Origin of the sequence: Roseburia sp. OM04-10BH, from assembly GCF_003462605.1 — a bacterium.
In the GTDB taxonomy this organism is placed as follows: domain Bacteria; phylum Bacillota; class Clostridia; order Lachnospirales; family Lachnospiraceae; genus Roseburia_C; species Roseburia_C amylophila.
Genome location: NZ_QTZI01000014.1, coordinates 13710 through 32359, shown reverse-complemented (window position 1 = coordinate 32359; position 18650 = coordinate 13710). Strand labels below are relative to the sequence as shown.

General features: G+C 41.2%; 17 protein-coding genes. 14 read left to right on the top strand and 3 right to left on the bottom strand.

Features of this window, described 5'->3' with window-relative positions:
- The first annotated feature begins 8 nt into the window (after nt 1-8).
- The 5 genes from galT (at nt 9) to DXB43_RS12900 (ending at nt 5513) form a co-directional block, all read left to right on the top strand.
- Nucleotides 9-1541 (top strand): UDP-glucose--hexose-1-phosphate uridylyltransferase, encoded by a 1533-nt coding sequence (gene galT, locus DXB43_RS12920; protein ID WP_117841769.1) that lies wholly within the window; start codon nt 9-11, stop codon nt 1539-1541.
- Between the two features lie 208 nt (nt 1542-1749).
- Entirely contained in the window at nt 1750-2649 is a 900-nt protein-coding gene (locus DXB43_RS12915) for a DMT family transporter (RefSeq protein WP_117841770.1), read from the top strand.
- 59 nt (nt 2650-2708) lie between these two features.
- Complete coding sequence (locus DXB43_RS12910) at nt 2709-3908, top strand: pyridoxal phosphate-dependent aminotransferase (RefSeq protein ID WP_117841771.1); 1200 nt, start codon at nt 2709-2711, stop codon at nt 3906-3908.
- A gap of 55 nt (nt 3909-3963) precedes the next feature.
- A complete protein-coding gene (gene hisC / locus DXB43_RS12905; protein ID WP_117841772.1) occupies nt 3964-5025 on the top strand; it encodes a histidinol-phosphate transaminase in 1062 nt (353 codons plus the stop codon).
- 20 nt (nt 5026-5045) lie between these two features.
- Nucleotides 5046-5513 carry a COG2426 family protein gene (locus tag DXB43_RS12900; RefSeq protein ID WP_117699128.1) on the top strand — a complete coding sequence of 156 codons (468 nt, stop codon included), beginning with the start codon at nt 5046-5048 and terminating at the stop codon, nt 5511-5513.
- Nucleotides 5514-5627: 114 nt separating this feature from the next.
- On the opposite strand, the gene DXB43_RS12895 is transcribed toward DXB43_RS12900, so the two are convergent.
- Nucleotides 5628-6632 carry an ABC transporter substrate-binding protein gene (locus tag DXB43_RS12895; RefSeq protein ID WP_117841773.1) on the bottom strand — a complete coding sequence of 335 codons (1005 nt, stop codon included), beginning with the start codon at nt 6630-6632 and terminating at the stop codon, nt 5628-5630.
- 130 nt (nt 6633-6762) lie between these two features.
- On the opposite strand from DXB43_RS12895, the gene DXB43_RS12890 reads away from it, so the two are divergent.
- Nucleotides 6763-7494 carry a phosphatase gene (locus DXB43_RS12890; protein WP_117947755.1) on the top strand — a complete coding sequence of 244 codons (732 nt, stop codon included), beginning with the start codon at nt 6763-6765 and terminating at the stop codon, nt 7492-7494.
- A gap of 486 nt (nt 7495-7980) precedes the next feature.
- Here the strand turns inward: DXB43_RS12890 and bsh are convergent, their stop codons facing one another.
- Nucleotides 7981-8967, bottom strand: a complete 987-nt coding sequence (bsh, locus tag DXB43_RS12880; RefSeq protein WP_117947753.1) for a choloylglycine hydrolase — start codon at nt 8965-8967, stop codon at nt 7981-7983.
- A gap of 222 nt (nt 8968-9189) precedes the next feature.
- On the opposite strand from bsh, the gene DXB43_RS12875 reads away from it, so the two are divergent.
- From DXB43_RS12875 to DXB43_RS12855, 5 genes are all read left to right on the top strand, one after another.
- On the top strand, nt 9190-9429 hold the full coding sequence (locus DXB43_RS12875) for a hypothetical protein (RefSeq protein WP_117699171.1): 240 nt from the start codon (nt 9190-9192) through the stop codon (nt 9427-9429).
- A gap of 16 nt (nt 9430-9445) precedes the next feature.
- Nucleotides 9446-10054, top strand: a complete 609-nt coding sequence (locus DXB43_RS12870; RefSeq protein WP_117841776.1) for an HD-GYP domain-containing protein — start codon at nt 9446-9448, stop codon at nt 10052-10054.
- A 101-nt stretch (nt 10055-10155) separates the two neighbouring features.
- A complete protein-coding gene (locus DXB43_RS12865) occupies nt 10156-10458 on the top strand; it encodes a DUF6110 family protein (RefSeq protein ID WP_022243411.1) in 303 nt (100 codons plus the stop codon).
- A 97-nt stretch (nt 10459-10555) separates the two neighbouring features.
- Nucleotides 10556-12631 carry a heavy metal translocating P-type ATPase gene (locus DXB43_RS12860; protein WP_117841777.1) on the top strand — a complete coding sequence of 692 codons (2076 nt, stop codon included), beginning with the start codon at nt 10556-10558 and terminating at the stop codon, nt 12629-12631.
- Nucleotides 12632-12773: 142 nt separating this feature from the next.
- On the top strand, nt 12774-13106 hold the full coding sequence (locus tag DXB43_RS12855; RefSeq protein ID WP_117841778.1) for a YerC/YecD family TrpR-related protein: 333 nt from the start codon (nt 12774-12776) through the stop codon (nt 13104-13106).
- 100 nt (nt 13107-13206) lie between these two features.
- Here DXB43_RS12855 and DXB43_RS12850 read toward each other — a convergent pair whose 3' ends face one another.
- The gene (locus tag DXB43_RS12850; protein ID WP_117841779.1) at nt 13207-13896 is read right to left on the bottom strand and encodes a DUF1836 domain-containing protein; all 690 of its coding nucleotides are present in this window, start codon (nt 13894-13896) and stop codon (nt 13207-13209) included.
- A gap of 269 nt (nt 13897-14165) precedes the next feature.
- On the opposite strand from DXB43_RS12850, the gene pcrA reads away from it, so the two are divergent.
- From pcrA to rlmD, 3 genes are all read left to right on the top strand, one after another.
- Complete coding sequence (pcrA, locus tag DXB43_RS12845; protein WP_117947752.1) at nt 14166-16394, top strand: DNA helicase PcrA; 2229 nt, start codon at nt 14166-14168, stop codon at nt 16392-16394.
- Between the two features lie 127 nt (nt 16395-16521).
- Complete coding sequence (locus DXB43_RS12840; RefSeq protein WP_022242638.1) at nt 16522-16800, top strand: hypothetical protein; 279 nt, start codon at nt 16522-16524, stop codon at nt 16798-16800.
- Between the two features lie 135 nt (nt 16801-16935).
- Nucleotides 16936-18630 carry a 23S rRNA (uracil(1939)-C(5))-methyltransferase RlmD gene (gene rlmD / locus DXB43_RS12835; RefSeq protein WP_117947751.1) on the top strand — a complete coding sequence of 565 codons (1695 nt, stop codon included), beginning with the start codon at nt 16936-16938 and terminating at the stop codon, nt 18628-18630.
- Nucleotides 18631-18650: the final 20 nt, after the last annotated feature.

The window sequence follows — 18650 nt, the reverse complement described above, 5'->3', positions numbered from 1 at the left end:
GGAAAGTCATGATTTGTGAAGATATCTTAAAATTAACAGAATATGGCATGGTAACCGGACTGGTTCCGAAGGAAGATGAAAGATTTACCATCAACCGCCTACTGGAATTGTTTGAATTAGAAGAATTAGATGAGGACGCTGTGGCAGCTTATCAGTCACGGACTCCGATGAGCAGAGAAGAAGCAGAAGAGAGTCTGGAAGAATTATTAAACCGTCTGCTGGATTATGCTTATGAAAAAGGCATTTTAAAGGAAAACAGCGTAGTATACCGAGATTTATTTGATACGAAAATCATGGGAATGCTGATGCCGAGACCAGGTGAAGTAATTCATAAATTTCAGGATCTTTATGAGAAAGATGCAAAAGCGGCAACAGATTATTATTATACCCTTAGCCAGGACAGCAATTATATCCGCAGATATCGTATCATGCGGGATATGAAATGGACCGCAGAGACGGAGTTTGGTGAACTGGATATTACAATTAACTTATCCAAGCCGGAAAAGGACCCGAAAGCCATTGCAGCTGCAAAGCTGGCAAAACAGAGCGGCTATCCGAAATGCCTTTTGTGTAAGGAAAATGAAGGTTATGCAGGAAGAGTCAACCATCCGGCAAGACAGAATCACCGTATTATTCCGGTAACCATCAATCATAGTGACTGGTTCTTACAGTATTCTCCTTATGTGTACTATAATGAGCACTGCATCGTGTTTAATGGAAAGCATACACCGATGAAAATCGAGAAGGCAACCTTTGGAAAACTGCTGGATTTTGTAAAACAGTTTCCACATTATTTCGTCGGTTCCAATGCAGACCTGCCGATTGTAGGAGGCTCGATTTTAAGTCATGATCATTTTCAGGGTGGACATTATGAATTTGCCATGGCAAAGGCACCGCTGGAAAAAGAGATTACCTTTGCGGGCTTTGAAGATGTGAAAGCCGGAATTGTAAAATGGCCGATGTCAGTTATCCGTCTGTCCGCACCGGATACAGAACGGCTGATTGAGCTGGCAGATAAAATACTTCTGACCTGGCGTGGCTATACGGATGAGGCAGCATTTATTTTTGCAGAAACAGACGGGGAGCCACATAATACCATTACACCAATTGCAAGAAAACGAGGCAATAATTACGAACTGGATTTAGTGCTTCGTAATAATATTACAACAAAGGAGCATCCGCTGGGCGTATATCATCCGCATGCGAAGCTTCATCATATTAAGAAGGAAAATATCGGCTTAATCGAGGTAATGGGTCTGGCAGTGCTGCCGGCACGTCTGAAGGACGAGATGGCACAGCTTAAGACGGCAATTCTTTCCAGGGCTGATTTACGGAGCAATGAAGTTTTAAGTAAGCATGCAGACTGGGTAGAGGAATTTTTGCCGAAATATGAGAGCATTACGGAAGAAAATATCGACGGGATTATCCGAAAGGAAATCGGACTGGTATTCCGTGAAGTTCTTCTGGATGCCGGTGTATACAAATGCACCGAAGAAGGAAGAGAAGCATTTTTACGCTTTATTGACACGGTAAATAAATAGAAAAAGATGTTTATCCGGGAGTGGGATTCTGGTTGACATAAGAAAAGAGCATCATTGGCACAAGGTGTTATCCAATTGGAAGGATGAAAAGCACCGCCTTTGATGCTCTTTGTTGTATGTTATGACTCTTGCAAGAAGGAAAGGAATGCATTAATATAAGAGCGATATGATAAATTATGCAAAAGAATAAGGACAGAATGGAGATTTTATGAAACAGCAGATAAAGAGTTCTTTGATATTATTGTTGACCGCAACCATCTGGGGCGTTGCTTTTGTAGCCCAGAGCGTGGGCATGGAATATATTGGTCCCTTTACCTTTAACGCAATCCGATGCGTTCTGGGGGGACTGGTGCTAATCCCGGTTATTCTGGTTTTAAAGAAAAAGAAAGAGATAGGAGCAGAAAATCAGGAAAAAGAGGATAAAAAGACTTTGTGGATAGGCGGAATTGCCTGTGGTGTAATTCTTTGCATTGCATCCAATCTGCAGCAGTTTGGCATTATGGAAGCAAGCGTTGGTAAATCTGGCTTTTTTACGGCGTTGTATATTGTGATGATTCCGGTTATCGGCATCTTTATTGGAAAGCGTCCGGGAATCAAGCTGTGGTTTTGTGTAGCGCTGGCAGTTGTGGGAATGTATCTGCTTTGTATGAAGGACGGCAGTTTTACCATTGAGAGGGCAGACATCATGCTTCTTTTATGTGCACTGGCATTTTCCTTTCATATACTGGTGGTTGATTATTTTTCACCGAAGGTAGGCGGCGTAAAAATGTCCTGCATACAGTTTTTTGTATGCGGAGTACTTTCAGCAGTAGGAATGCTGTTTACAGAGACACCGGATATTTCCAATATTCAGGCGGCATGGCTGCCTTTGTTGTATGCGGGACTTCTTTCCTGCGGCGTTGGCTACACCTTGCAGATTGTAGGACAGAAAGGCATCAACCCGGTTATCGCATCCCTTATTATGAGCCTGGAATCCGTGATTTCCGCACTGGCTGGCTGGGTGATCTTGGGACAGGTATTATCCCCAAAAGAAATTTTAGGCTGCGTATTGATGTTTGTGGCAATTATTATCACGCAGATTCCCATCGGAAACAAGAAAACAGATTGATTTTACGGATAGTCTCAGCTATACTGTAACAGAATAGAAAGAGAAAGAAGGCATAAGATATGTTGTCAAAAAAGATAAAACAGGCAATGGCAGGAAGCTCTGCAATTCGTGCCATGTTTATGGAAGGAAAAGAAATGGCTGCCAGATATGGGGCAGAAAATGTGTATGATTTCAGCCTTGGCAATCCAGCTACACCGGCACCGGAAAAAATTAAGACAGCAATTTATGATATTTTGGATAAAGAAGACCCACTTGTGGTGCATGGATATATGGCAAATGCAGGCTATGAGGAAGTAAGAGAGGCAATTGCAGAGAACTTAAATGAACGCTTCGGAACCAATTTCCATGGGAAGAACCTGATTATGACAGTTGGTGCAGCAGGCGGTCTGAATATTATTTTTAAGACGATTTTAGATCCGGGCAATGAAGTTATGGTATTTGCTCCGTATTTTGGTGAATATAAAAGCTATGCCGCAAACTTCGATGCAAAGATTGTGGAAGTCATGCCAGATGAAGCAGATTTTATGCCGGATTTAGCAGACTTTGAACGAAAAATTACAAAAGATACAAGAGCGGTTATCATCAACAATCCGAACAACCCGACCGGAGTGGTATATTCAGATGCAACCTTAAAAGAGATTGCTAGAATTTTAACTGCGAAGGAAGAGAAATTTGGAACCGACATTTATCTTATTTCCGATGAACCATACCGTGAACTGGTTTACGACGGCGTACAGGAGAATTTCCTGACGAAATATTATAAAGATACGCTGGTAGGATATTCCTTCAGTAAATCTTTATCACTTCCGGGCGAGCGGATCGGTTATGTGGTAGTGCCGGATGAAGCGGCAGATTCCGCAGAATTAATCGAGGGAATTACCGTATCAAACCGTACTCTTGGCTTTGTAAATGCACCATCCCTCATTCAGAAAGCAGTGGCAGAGTGCTTAAAGGAAAAGACTAATCTTGAATTTTATGACCGCAACCGTATTGCTTTATATGAAGGACTGACGAAGCTTGGATTCACCTGCATCAAACCACAGGGAGCATTTTATCTGTGGCTGAAATCTCCGGTTGCAAAGGAAGAAGAATTTGTAGAAGCTGCGAAGAAATACCATTTGATTCTGGTAAAAGGAAGTGCCTTCGGCTATGGCGGTTATGTACGTCTTGCATACTGCACTTCTTATGAGACAGTAGTAAATTCCATGCAGGCATTTGCAAAGCTGGCAGCAGAGTATGGACTGAAGGCAGCAGAATAAAAAATCGGAAAACGAAAGAATGATAAAATCAAGCAGCAGATAGAAGGAGTAAGACATGAAAGCATGGGAAAATAATATACGCAAAGTTATCCCGTATGTTCCGGGAGAACAGCCGAAGAAAGAGAAAATGATAAAACTGAATACCAATGAGAACCCGTATCCACCGGCACCGGGAGTAAAGGATGTTTTAACCTCTTTTGATACCGACCGGCTGCGTCTTTATCCGGATCCAAAGATTGAGAAACTGACGGACGCCATTGCAGAACGATATGGTTTAAATTCCAATCAGGTATTTGTGGGCGTTGGCTCAGATGATGTACTTGCCATGTGCTTTATGACATTTTTTAATTCCAGTCGTCCGATTCTGTTTCCGGATATTACTTATTCTTTCTATGATGTCTGGGCAGAGGAATTCCGTATTCCATATAAACAGATTCCACTGGATAGGAATTTTACGATTCGCCTGGAGGATTATGCTGGGGAAAACGGAGGAATTGTATTTCCAAATCCAAACGCACCGACAGGAAAACTGCTTCCGTTAGAAGATGTGGAACGCATCATTGCACAGAATCCGGATGTCATTGTTATTGTGGATGAAGCATATATTGATTTTGGTGGAACATCAGCATTGCCGCTTATTGATAAATATGACAATGTGCTGGTAGTCCAGACCTTTAGTAAATCCCGTTCCATGGCAGGCATGCGGATTGGATATGCGATGGCACAGCCTGAATTAATCAAATATTTGAATGATGTTAAATATTCATTTAATTCTTACACCTTAAATTCCCTTACGATTGAAATGGGAACGGCTGCTATTTTGGATGAAGCTTATTTTAAAGAGACAACACAGAAGATTATTGCAACGAGAGAGCGTACCAAGGAAGAACTTCGGGCACTGGGATACCGGATGGATGATTCAAAGAGTAACTTCCTCTTTGTAACCCACGATACGATTTCCATGGAGAAGCTGTTTGAAGATTTGAAGAAGGAAGACATTTATGTCCGTCATTTCTCTAAACCGGAGCGGATTGCAAATTACCTGCGTATTACCATTGGTACAGATGAAGAAATGGATACGCTGATTACGTTTTTGAAAAACTATAAACAGTCATAATTCATTAGGAAAGGAGTATTATGTTATTACATTATCTGATCGTATTTTTGGTTTCTATGGTACCATTGGTTGAACTGAGAGGAGCAATTCCGTTTTCGCAGGGGTTTGGACTTCCATTGATACCATCTTATATTATTTCTATCATTGGAAATATGCTGCCGGTACCATTTATTTATTTCTTTGCAAGAAAAGTACTGATTTGGGGTGCAGATAAGCCTGTTATTGGAAAATTTTTCAGCTGGTGTCTGGAAAAAGGTGAAAAGGGTGGTAAGAAGCTGCAGGCAAAGGCTGGAAGAGGATTATTCCTGGCATTACTGCTCTTTGTTGGAATCCCGGTGCCGGGAACCGGAGCCTGGACAGGAACTCTGGCAGCCAGCATCTTAGATATGGATTTTAAATCATCTGTTATTGCAGTGATGCTTGGCGTATTGCTGGCTGGTGTAATTATGATGTTAATCAGTGTTGGTGCATTTTCTATGATTCGCTAACAGGGTGGAATGTAAAAAGGATATCTAAGTGATAAAAGCACAGCATGTATAGTAATGTTATTTACTATATATTCTGTGCTTTTTAAATAATGATTTAATTTCTGATATTTTAAACTACGGTGTGGATGCTTTTTCTGCAAAATCTGTATTTACAAGATCTTCATAAGGAGCGGCACCGGAGAGAACACCGGACTCTTCTAAAATAGTAAGCATTAAGTCATAGCCTTCTTCCCGGAGTATTAAATCTGTGTTCCAGGTTTCCTGGTCGTAGTAGCGGCTTACAATAAGTGTAAGGGTTTTAAGATCTGTTTCACTAAACTGTGGTGCAATGACAGTTGCGATTTCTTCCGGACTGTGACCTGCTACATAATCCATGCCTTTCTGTAAAGCATTGGTGAAATGCTGGATAAGGTCGGCATTTTCCTTAAGATAGCTTTCTTTGGCACAAAAAGCAGTATATGGAAGATAGCCGGAATCCACGCCAATGGACGCTACCACATAGCCGTCACCGGACTGCTCCAAAGCAGTAGCGGATGGTTCAAATTCAATGGTATAATCCCCCTGCCCGCCGGAAAAAGCCGCTGCGGTAGAACCAAAGTCAATACTCTGGTCGATTTTGACTTCGGAAGGAGAAACCCCATTTTCCCGGAGTACATATTCATATACCATTTCCGGTGTGCCACCGGCTCTTCCGCCCAGCACATCTTTTCCAATCATATCTTCATAGGAAAAGGAATCGGTGTTTTCCCTTGCAACCACAAAGTTACCGGCACGCTGGGTAAGCTGTGCAAAATTAATGACATGGTCTTTTGCGCCTTCCGTGTAGGCATAAATGCTTGCCTCCGTTCCCATGAATCCTACATCTGCATCCCCGGAAACAACGGCAGCCATGGTTTTATCCGCTCCAAAGCCGGTGGTCAATGAGAGCTCGATTCCCTCATCTTCAAAGTAGCCTTTTTCGATGGCCACATACATCGGTGCGTAAAAGATGGAATGTGCCACTTCGTTTAATTTTACGGTTGTTAATGCTTTAGAATCATCTGATTTGCAGGCACAAAGCGGGAAGGACATAAGAAGAATTAAGAAAAGAGAAATACCTTTTTTATAAAATCGTTTCATAGAGCATCCTTAAAAGACATTTGTATTATAGTATGAAAGACAGATGAAAATGTGCTATGATGGATAGGATAGGGTTGTCTGAAATTTAGAAAACAGTATTAAGACAAGAGATATAAAAGGAGAACAGAACATGAACGACTACGTAGACCTTCATACTCATACAATTGCAAGCGGACATGCTTACAGTACTATTGAAGCAATGATAAAGGCGGCAGAGCAGAAAGGAATCCGTCTCTTTGGTATTACAGAGCATGCTCCGAAAATGCCGGGAACCTGCAGCGAGTTATATTTTAATAATCTTCGCGTGCTGGAAAGAAAGCATGGAGAAATGTATACGCTGTTTGGCGCAGAACTTAATATCATGGATATGGAAGGGCATGTGGATCTGCCGGAGCGTACCTTAAAGCAGATAGATTTGTGCGTTGCAAGTATGCATGGTCCGTGTTTTCATCCGGGAACCATAGAAGAAAATACGAAAACTTATCTGAATGTGATGAAAAATCCCTATGTAAACATTATCGGACATCCGGATGATTCTTATTATCCGGTGGATTATCGTGCATTGGTGGAAGGTGCAAAGGAACATCATGTATTGTTAGAGGTCAACAATGGCTCCCTGACACCGGGTGGCTTCCGGCAGAATACGAAGGAAAACAGCTGCAAAATGTTAGAACTTTGCAAGGAATATAAAGTTCCGGTTATCATGGATTCCGATGCACATGTGGATACTGCAGTTGGGAATCATCAATATCCATTGGAAGTTATTCAGATGGTAGATTTTCCGGAAGAACTGGTGGTCAATACCAATGTGGAACTGGCGAAGAGTTTTTTGAATTATTTTAAATCACCGGAACATCTATAAGGAGTTATCACAGGTGAGAAAAGAATATCAACAGCGGTATTGACAGAAAACAAGAGTTAGCATAAACTAACTCTTGTAAGGAACATTACAATACACACAAAATACTTTGGACGTAAAGGGAGCAGACTTTTGATGCGGGTCTGCTCCTTTTATATGTCATCCATTAGGGGATTGCGATGTGGGAGAAAAATTTATTAAAAAATTTTGCAGCAGTCGAGGCACATTTGAACATGGATGTGAATTTGTGCCGGTTGCCAGATGAAATGAAAAGTATATCGAAATTCCCAGTGCCCCTTGCAGACATTAGGTGGCATCTGTCCTCGACGGACAGTACCAATATTCTGTCAAAGCAACCGAAAAGACAGTTTATCATCAAGAAAAACAGACCCCTAAGAACGGTTGACATTTCACATAAAAGAAAATCAGATGTGCTTTGACTGCTGCAAAATTCTTTGATTCTAAATGTTATCTCCACATCGCAATCCCCTAATTCTGCCAGTGAATCCCACCCGCATCAAGAACCGCAAACCGGATCAACTCTGCACTGTCCAGGTTCTCATGATGCATATCGATTCCGTTAATTGAATGATTATCATAGGTCGTATAGTAATAAATTCCCTTATCCGCATTGCAGCAGGAGGTGTAGATTGTAATTTCATATTTGTTATCAGCAACTTCACAGCAGCCCCGCTGCTGGTCGACGGAACCTAAGATATGAAAGAACTGGCTGACACTTTCGATTTCTGAACTGCCGGAAATGGAATGTAGTCTGGTGAAAGCAACCCGGATAAAACGGGATTGGGAAGATAAATCGCCCGGCAGACCCAAAGCCCCCATACCGCGGCTGTAAGCCTGTAAGTTGAGCTTGTCGGAAAAATGATTTTCCGGCTGCCTGGATGAGAGAGCCGCATAATTATTTAAAGCAAACATCTGCATTGGAAAAGGTGGATTGTTGGTCAGCACACCGGCAGGATTGTCATAGATATGAAGCCCGTCTGCCATGGATTCCACAACGATGTTTTCACTTTTGTCGGCAATCATCCAGTGAAGCTGTGCTGCCGGAAAATGGCTGGCAAAAACAGTTCCAACGAGATTCATCTGTACTAATTTTTCTTTGGCTTCTGAAACAGAAGCACACTGGCTTAGAATCCATGGAATAAATTCAAATTGTGCAACATTTTCTTTTGTATCAATAATATCAGCATAAGCGGCATTTCCCACAAAGTTAAGCCCTGCCATGCAGACACCTTTTTCATTGCAGGCATCATAATAAAGAGGATAGTCAACACCATTGTCTGGTGCTACATGAGCCATGCCAATCATGGCATAGTGGGAGCTTAAAGTCCCGGCATGACGGAAATGAAAAGGATAGTTGCGAGGGGTGATGGTGACTTCATCACCATAAGAAAATTCATAATCAAGGGTTCTGCCCATGTAGAAGTTCTTTGTTTGATAAGTAGCTGCGGTGCACATAAAATAGCCTCCTTTTATCTTTCTTTTGTATTAGTATTCTGCTGATAAATCAGATTTATGTAATAGGACTATTATAACGTGGATACAGGGGTAAATCAAATTAAGAAATAATGAGAAAAAATATCAATACGAAAGGTTCTATTTTCAATAGCAGGTGTTATAATACAACTGGATTAGAAAGAACTAACATAAAGTAGTAACAACTAAGAAAGGAAGCACATTATGGGAAGATATTATCGGATGTCTAAAAAAGTAACAGAGGATCAGGTAAAAGAAATTCTTCGTGAAACATTAGAATTAGAAGATGTAGAGGAAGCAGAATATGAGGCAGAGACACAGCTTCTTAAAATTGTAACCAAAGATAACCAGTTTGCAGGTGTTATGACCAGAGTGGTAAATATCTGCAGCAGAATCGGCAAAGGAGCAGAATTATCATTTGCAAAATTTGTCATTGAAGGATAGAAAGTGAAGGGATTATTTGAAAACTTGTGAATATTGCGGCGAGATAGATTATCATGAAATTATAGAATGCATTACCTGTGCACTGGATGCAAAGGACCCTTATACGGCGGGGCATTCCCAGCGTGTCAGTGATATGGCTATGAAAGTATGCCAGTTAATTGGCTTAAAAACGGAGAATATACAGCAAATCCATATTGCGGCACATCTCCATGATATTGGAAAAATTGGTGTTCCGGATGCTGTTTTAAATAAAGAAGGAAAGCTTGATGATGAGGAATGGGAGGCAATGAAGAAACATCCCTCTATTGGAGCTGAGATTTTGAGTAAATCAAGACATTTAAAAGAACTGAAATATATCGTGCTCTGTCATCATGAACGATTCGATGGAGAGGGCTATCCGCTTGGACTCAAAGGAGAAGAAATTCCGGTGGGGGCAAGAATCATTGCAATCTGCGATTCCATTGATGCCATGACTTCAAACCGGAGTTATCGCAAAGCACATGATTTTGACTACTGTTATCAGGAAATCAAAAATAATCTTGGCAAGATGTATGATCCGATTATTGGACAGTATGTCTTAGACCACTGGGAAGAAATTATTTCCGTAATCAAAATTTCAAGATAAGATTCTGTTGTTGATAAGAATTCTCAATAACGAAAAAGAGTATGGACAATGGGTTTTAATGGCGGTAAGCTAAAAAACAAACAGAAATAGGAGGAATACATATGTTTGATTTTGTGAAAAAATTTAACTGGAAGAAGACCGGAATCTTTGCTGCCGGTGTATTGTTTGGAACAGCCGGAATTAAAATATTAGGTAGCAAGGATGCAAAGAAAGTCTACACAAACTGTACAGCAGCAGCATTACGTGCAAAGGAATGTGTCATGAAGACTGCTTCTAATATCCAGGAGAATGCAGAGGATATTTATGCAGAGGCACAGCAGATTAATGAAGACAGAGCTGCTAAAGCAGCAGAATATACAGATGAATCTGTAGAAGATGCAACAGAAGAAACTGTAGCAGAATAAACATTGGGCATGCGATTTTGCTCGCTGTTCACGTAAACTATGAGAATCACCTGCAGAATATGCTGTAGGTGATTCTTTATCTAAGGAAGTATGTAATATGAGATTTGTTATAAAACATGAGATAAAAGGAAGACTTCGTATTCATATCATTCAGGGCGGGATGAGTTTCCGCCAGGCAGATATGATGGAATATTACCTGAGTAACTGCAAATGTGTCACTTCAGTGAAAGTAAATGAACGTTTACAGGATGCAGTAGTCTGTTATGTGGGAAATCGTGAGGAGATGATAGAGACACTGCGTCATTTCTCTTATCAGAAAGTGGATGTGCCAGAGACTTTTTTACAGAATTCCGGCAGGGAGCTGAACCGGACTTACTGGGACAAGCTGGTAAATAAAGTGGTACTCCGTATGGGTAGTAAGATGTTCCTGCCATATCCAATCCGTGCAGGAATTACCATGCTCCGTTCTGTAAAATATTTATGGGCGGGCATTTCTACATTGGCGAAGGGCAGGATAGAGGTTCCGGTGCTGGATGGAACAGCTATTGGAGTATCCCTGCTTCGCAATGACATCAATACAGCAGGTTCCATTATGTTCTTACTGGGCATTGGAGAAATCTTAGAGGAGTGGACACACAAGAAATCCGTCGATGATCTGGCAAGAAGTATGTCCTTAAATGTCAGTAAAGTATGGCTGTGTCAGGATGGACAGGAAATACTGGTATCGGCATCTGAGATTAAAGAAGGCGATGAAGTCTGTATTCATATGGGAAATGTCATTCCGTTTGATGGCGTGGTAACGGAAGGGGATGCGATGGTAAATCAGGCATCCTTAACCGGCGAATCCCTTCCGGTGCATAAGAGTGTAGAAGGTTATGTCTATGCCGGAACCGTATTGGAAGAAGGAGAACTGACCATTCGTGTCAAAGAAGTAAATGGCTCCAGCAAATTTGAAAAAATTGTCACGATGATTGAAGAGTCAGAGAAGTTAAAATCTTCCCTGGAAAGTAAAGCCGAGCATCTGGCAGACCGTCTGGTTCCATATACATTACTAGGAACAGGCATTACCTGGCTCTTTACCAGAAATGCCACAAAAGCATTAGCAGTTCTTATGGTGGACTTTTCCTGTGCATTAAAACTTGCAATGCCGGTATCTGTATTGTCTGCAATCCGTGAAGCAAGTGTGCACAATATTACCGTAAAAGGTGGCAAATTCTTAGAGGCAATGGCAGAAGCAGATACCATCGTCTTTGACAAAACAGGTACTCTGACCAAAGCACAGCCTACCGTAGTAGATGTGGTTTCTTTTACGGATAAGCCCACGGAAGAGCTTTTACGTATTGCTGCCTGCTTAGAGGAACATTTCCCTCATTCCATGGCAAAGGCAGTCGTAGATGCAGCCCAGGAAAAGAATCTTGTGCATGAAGAACTACATTCTAAGGTGGAATATATTGTAGCCCACGGAATTTCTTCCACCATAGAAGGAAAGAGTGTGGTAATCGGAAGCTATCACTTTGTATTTGAAGATGAAAAATGTGTGGTTCCGGAAGGCTATGAAGAACAGTTTAACAGCCTTCCATCAGAATATTCACACCTTTATATGGCAATTGAGAACCGCCTTGCAGCCGTTATCTGCATTGAAGATCCGCTTCGTGATGAAGCAGCAGCCGTTGTAAATTCCTTAAAGACAGCCGGAATTAAGAAAGTTGTTATGATGACAGGGGATAGTGAACGTACAGCATCCGCCATTGCAGCAAGAGTGGGCGTAGACGAGTATTACTCCGAGGTACTTCCGGAAGATAAGGCAAGTTTTGTAGAGAAAGCCAAAGCAGAAGGACACAAGGTCATTATGATTGGAGATGGTATCAACGATTCACCGGCATTATCTGCGGCAGATATTGGAATAGCCATCAGTGATGGAGCAGAGATTGCAAGAGAAATTGCAGATGTAACTATCGGTGCAGATAATCTTTATGAGATAGTAACCTTAAAGGTGCTGAGTAATGCATTGATGAAGCGGATTCATAAGAATTACCGGACAATTGTTGGATTCAATACAGGACTGATTGTGCTTGGCGTGGCAGGAGTCCTGCAGCCAACCGTATCTGCATTACTTCATAATACATCTACATTGGTAATTACCTTAAAGAGTATGCAGAATCTTCTGGATTAAAAATTTCCAGAAACAGAAATTTTGAGGTTCAGAAAAAGAAAAAAATTGAAAAGAAAATTTTTCGAAAAACGGTTTACTTTCACACTTTAATATGCTAACATTTTTGTATTGAAAAAAGTATAATACGAAAAGGAGAGGCAGAATGAGTAAGAATGTAAGAACGGAAGCAGTGGATCATTTGTTTGATGCAATCTTAAGCCTTGAAAATAAAGAGGAATGTTATAAATTCTTTGAAGATGTCTGTACGGTAAATGAATTACTGGCATTCTCACAGAGATATGAAGTGGCAAAGATGTTGCGTGAGCAGAGAACTTATCTTGATATTGCAGAGAAAACTGGCGCATCAACGGCAACCATCAGTCGTGTGAATCGTTCCCTGAATTATGGATGTGATGGATATGATATGGTATTTGCAAGAACGAATGTGAAACCTTTGGAAGAAGAGAAAAAAACGGAAAAGAAAAGCGAAGAGTAGAAATAAAATTAAAACGATATTTAAATTTTGTACAAAATTACGCAAATGCTAAAGAAAAGCACCGGTTCGAACCGGTGCTTTTTTCCTGGCATATGGCTTTTTATTCGTTCGACTTTTTTCCGGAAGTCTTTTTCTCAGAAGCTTTTTTCTCTTCGGAAGCTTTCTTTTCTGCAGCACGCTGCTCATCTTCGGCTTCTTTTTCCATTTCTTTTGTCTCGTCAATCAGCTTTTCAATCAACATACGCTTTACAAATACATCAAAGCTTAACATGCAGATAAAAGAAAAGGTATGAAGAAAATCCTGGTCTTCTTCCGGCGCATCTGCAAAGGTGGTAGAACTGGTGTTAAATTTCTTGGTAATATCTTTCATCAGATTTTTTACTTCATCCCGTTCCAGACTGAACACCTCTTCATAGACAGTTGTCAGATTGAATTCTCCTTCTGCATTGAAGAAACGTTTTGCCAGAGGATTTAAGATACTTTCGATATCATTGATACTTAATATGTTTTTGAAATAATAAATGAAAATCAGCATCAGAATATGTTCTTTGCTGTATTTCTTCTTGACCGGCGGTGGAAGCAGATTGTTTTTTGCATAGTTGTTAATCATGGTTTTGGTCAGAATCTTGTCATCGGGATGACGCTTGGAAGCTGCAAGCTGGGTATCCATGAAGGTTGTAATCTGATCCATGTAAAGGTCAATATTTGGAATACTTTCCGGACGGATATAGTCAATCCGCGACAGACTGGATAAAATACTGTTTAATAAATCTTTAGCATCAATTGTCATTTGAATTCACCTCATACCTATTATATAGTATTGAAAACTAGATAACAAGAAGAAAAATGACAGAAAGCATATACAATGACGCTGTGATGTGTAAATGACATTGCGTGATGCAACTACAATAGAATGAACATATGGGGAAAGAACCCATGAATGCGTTCAACGGACAGTACAAAAAGAAATCTAAAAAGAAATACAGAAAATATGTTCCCATCCCCTAAGGAAGTATGGTATACTGAGCGAAGTGGTATTGAGGAGAATAAAGGAGCATTATGAGTATATACGATTCATTAAATGAAGAACAGAAAAAAGGTGTATTTACAACAGAAGGACCTGTGTTGCTGCTGGCGGGCGCAGGCAGCGGAAAGACCCGTGTACTGACCCACCGGGCGGTATATCTGATTGAGGAGCTGGGAGTCAATCCCTATCATATTCTTGCGATTACATTTACCAATAAGGCAGCAGGCGAAATGCGGGAGCGTATTGATGACATGGTGGGTTATGGCTCGGAAAATATCTGGGTATCTACCTTTCATTCTACCTGTGTGAGGATTTTGCGCCGTTTTATTGACCATATCGGATTTGGAACCAACTTTACCATATATGACACAGAAGACCAGAAGACCATTATGAAGGATATTTGCAAGCGTCTGGAAATCGATACGAAGATGTATAAGGAAAAAAGTTTTCTTGCAGCGATTTCTTCTGCAAAGGACGAGCTGATCAGCCCGGAAGCATATGCCCTCCGGGCACAGGGAGATTTCCGGAAAATGAAGGAAGCGGCCGTTTACCGGGAATATCAGCAGGTATTGCGGAAAAATAATGCGCTGGATTTTGACGATTTAATTGTGAAGACGGTAGAGCTCTTCCAGTCAGATATTGAAGTGCTGGATTATTATCAGGAGCGGTTCCGTTATATTATGGTGGACGAGTATCAGGATACCAATACGGCACAGTTCCAGCTGATTAAACTGCTGGCAGGCAAATATAAGAATCTCTGCGTGGTAGGTGATGATGACCAGTCCATTTACAAATTCCGTGGAGCAAACATTTATAATATATTGAATTTTGAAAAAGAATTTCCAAATGCAGTCACCATCAAGCTGGAGCAGAATTACCGTTCCACCCAGAATATTTTAAATGCAGCCAATGGGGTCATTGCAAATAATGTGGGACGAAAGGCAAAACGTCTCTGGACGGAGAATGAGGAAGGCGAAAAAATTGCATTTCATCAGTTTGAAACCGGATTTGATGAAGCAGACTATGTAGCAAAAGATATCCGGAGCAAAGTGCGGGAAGGCATGTATCATTACGGAGACTGTGCCGTATTATACCGTACCAACGCCCAGTCCCGACTTTTCGAGGAACGTTTTATCACAGCCAGCATACCATATAAGATTGTGGGAGGAGTAAACTTCTATTCCAGAAGAGAAATCAAGGATTTACTGGCTTATCTTAAGACCATTGACAATGCCATGGATGATCTGGCGGTACGCCGTATTATCAATGTGCCAAAACGTGGAATTGGAGCAACGACATTAAGCAGGGTGCAGGATTATGCCGATGAAAACGGTCTTACCTTTTATAATGCCTTAAAAATGGCAGAAGAGATTGGCACAATCGGACGGGCATCTGCAAAAATCAGACCGTTTGTAATGCTGATTCAGAGTATGCGGAGCAAGTTGCCGTATATCAGTGTATCAGAGCTTTTGCAGGAAATCATTGAAGAAACCGGTTATGTCCGTGAGCTGGAAGCAGAAAATACAGAGGAAGCACAGCAGCGAATGGAAAATATCGATGAGTTGATTTCCAAAGCGGTTACTTATGAGGAAAGCGAAGAAGAGCCGACCTTAAGCGGATTCTTAGAGGAAGTAGCACTGGTTGCAGATATTGACAGTGTGGATGAGACACAGGACTATGTAGTGCTGATGACGCTGCACAGTGCGAAGGGTCTTGAATTTCCACAGGTTTATCTGGCAGGAATGGAAGACGGACTGTTTCCGGGATTCGGTGCTATCTGTGCGGAAAATCCAACAGCGGAAATCGAAGAAGAACGTCGTCTTGCCTATGTGGGAATCACAAGAGCCAAGGAGCGGTTGTCCATATCCTGCGCAAGAATGCGTATGATACGAGGAGAAACACAGTATAATAAGGTGTCCCGTTTCGTAAAAGAGATTCCGCGGGAACTTTTAGCGGGAACCATCCAGAAGGAAAAAATGCCGGATATTCCGAAACCAAGTATGATGGCGAAAAATGCATTTTCGGCAAAGCCGATGGCACTGCGCAGAACTGGCGTACCGGAGGCAAGAAACTTTGGCAATTCCGCAATGAAAAAGCCGTTGGATTATGCTGTGGGTGATACCGTTTCCCATATGAAATTCGGCACCGGAGTCGTAAAGCAGATTATTGACGGCGGCAGGGATTATGAGGTTACTGTTGATTTTTCCGGTGTAGGTGTGAAGAAGATGTTTGCATCCTTTGCCAAATTGAAAAAGTTATAAAAATTTTATGAATTTGTAATTTTTTCTAGTAGATTGGGGAAACATATGCTATAATGAATTAATAAAAAGAGTTCTAGGTGGCAGGAAAATGAAAAACTGTTGTTGGCATAAAAAGGAGTGGTCAGAAATGGAAAAAATGGAAGAATTAAAGAATTTATTAACCGCAAATGTGAACAAAGTAACAGAATTATTGCATAAAAAGGAGAAAGAGGAAATAATGGAAGAGAAGAAAAAATCAAAAGCTGGTTTAATTTTTGCAATCATTGGTATTGTTGTAGTAGTTGCTGCAGCTGCTTATGGATTATATCGTTTCTTTGCACCAGATTATCTGGAGGATTTTGAAGACGATTTCGATGATGATTTTGAAGATGATTTCTTTGACGAGGATGACGAGGAAGAGAAATAATCATTATCATTTGCATAATTTAACAGGTGAAGATGTAAAGGGCTGTGTGATATCATGCAGCCCTTTTACTGAGTGTGCCGGAAACGCTGCGGATGACATGTGTTTCTGGAAAAGAATTGTTCGTGTGAGGTAAGTATGAAAAAAGGTCAGGTATTACAGGGAACTGTTGCATATGTGGATTTCCCGAATAAGGGAGTCGTAAAAGTAGAAGAAGGAAAGCAGGTAATCGTAAAAAACGTATTACCGGGACAGGAGATTTCCTTTTCTGTAAATAAGGTAAGAAAGGGAAAAGGCGAAGGCCGCTTACTGGAAGTTTTGAAGAAAGCACCAAATGAGCTGCCGGAAGCACCATGCCCGCATTTTGGAATCTGTGGAGGCTGTACTTATCAGAATTTATCCTATGAAGATCAGCTTGCATTAAAAGGACAGCAGGTGAAGAAACTGATGGATGCGGTAGTAGACCCGGAAACCTACAGCTTTGAGGGCGTAAAAGCAAGTCCGAATGAATTCGGATTCCGTAATAAGATGGAATTTACTTTTGGGGATGAATATAAGGATGGCCCCCTTGCTCTTGGCATGCATAAGCGTGGCAGCTTTTATGATATTGTTTCGGTAACGGACTGTAAAATTGTAGATGAAGATTATCGGAAGATATTAAGCTGTGTGCAGCAGTATTTTGCAGAAAAAAAGATTTCCTATTATCACAGAATGCGGCATACCGGATATCTGCGTCATTTACTGGTGCGTAAAGCGGTAAAGACCAAAGAGATCCTGATTGACCTTGTAACGGCAGGTGCAGAGCATATACTGGATGGTCTGACAGAAGCAGTATCTTCAGAAAAAGATTTGCTGACCGGAATGAAAGACGCGTTATGTAAACTTGATTTAGATGGCAGCATTGCAGGAATTCTTCATACGAAAAATGACAGTGTAGCAGATGTAGTAAAGGATGAAGGAACAGAGATTTTATATGGAAAAGATTATTTCTACGAAGAATTATTAGGACTTCGTTTTAGAATCACACCATTTTCTTTCTTCCAGACCAACTCTCTTGGAGCAGAGGTGCTTTACCAGACTGCAAGGGACTATATCGGAGATACGCTGACCGAGAAGGCAGACAAGGTGGTATTCGATTTATACAGCGGAACCGGAACCATTGCACAGATGTTAGCACCTGCCGCAAAAAAGGTAGTGGGTGTGGAAATAGTAGAAGAGGCAGTGGAAGCCGCAAAGGAAAATGCGGCATTAAATGGTCTTGAAAACTGCGAATTTTTAGCCGGCGATGTCTTAAAAGTATTGGACGATATTACCGAAAAACCGGATTTTATCGTATTGGATCCTCCGCGCGATGGCATCCATCCAAAGGCATTGGAGAAGATTATCCACTATGGCGTAGACCGTATGATTTATATTTCCTGTAAGCCAACCAGTCTTGCAAGAGACTTAGAGGTTTTAACCGCCAGAGGATATCAGGTGGAGAGGATGTGCTGCGTGGACATGTTCCCATGGTCCGGAAATATTGAGACGGTTGTTTTGCTTTCCAAGGGTGAGGTCGACTCGAAAAAGATTCGGGTTGAGTTCTCTTTAGAAGATATGGATATGTCCGAATTTCAAGATGGGGCAACCTACACGCAGATCAAGGACTATGTACTGGAACATAGCGGATTAAAGGTATCAAACCTGTATATCTCACAGATTAAGCGGAAATGTGGGATTGAGGTTGGTAAGAACTACAATCTGCCGAAGTCCGAAGATTCCAGACAGCCTCTGTGTCCACCGGAAAAAGAGAAAGCAATCCGAGAAGCATTCAAATATTTTGGGATGATATAACATCCCGTAAAATGGAGGTT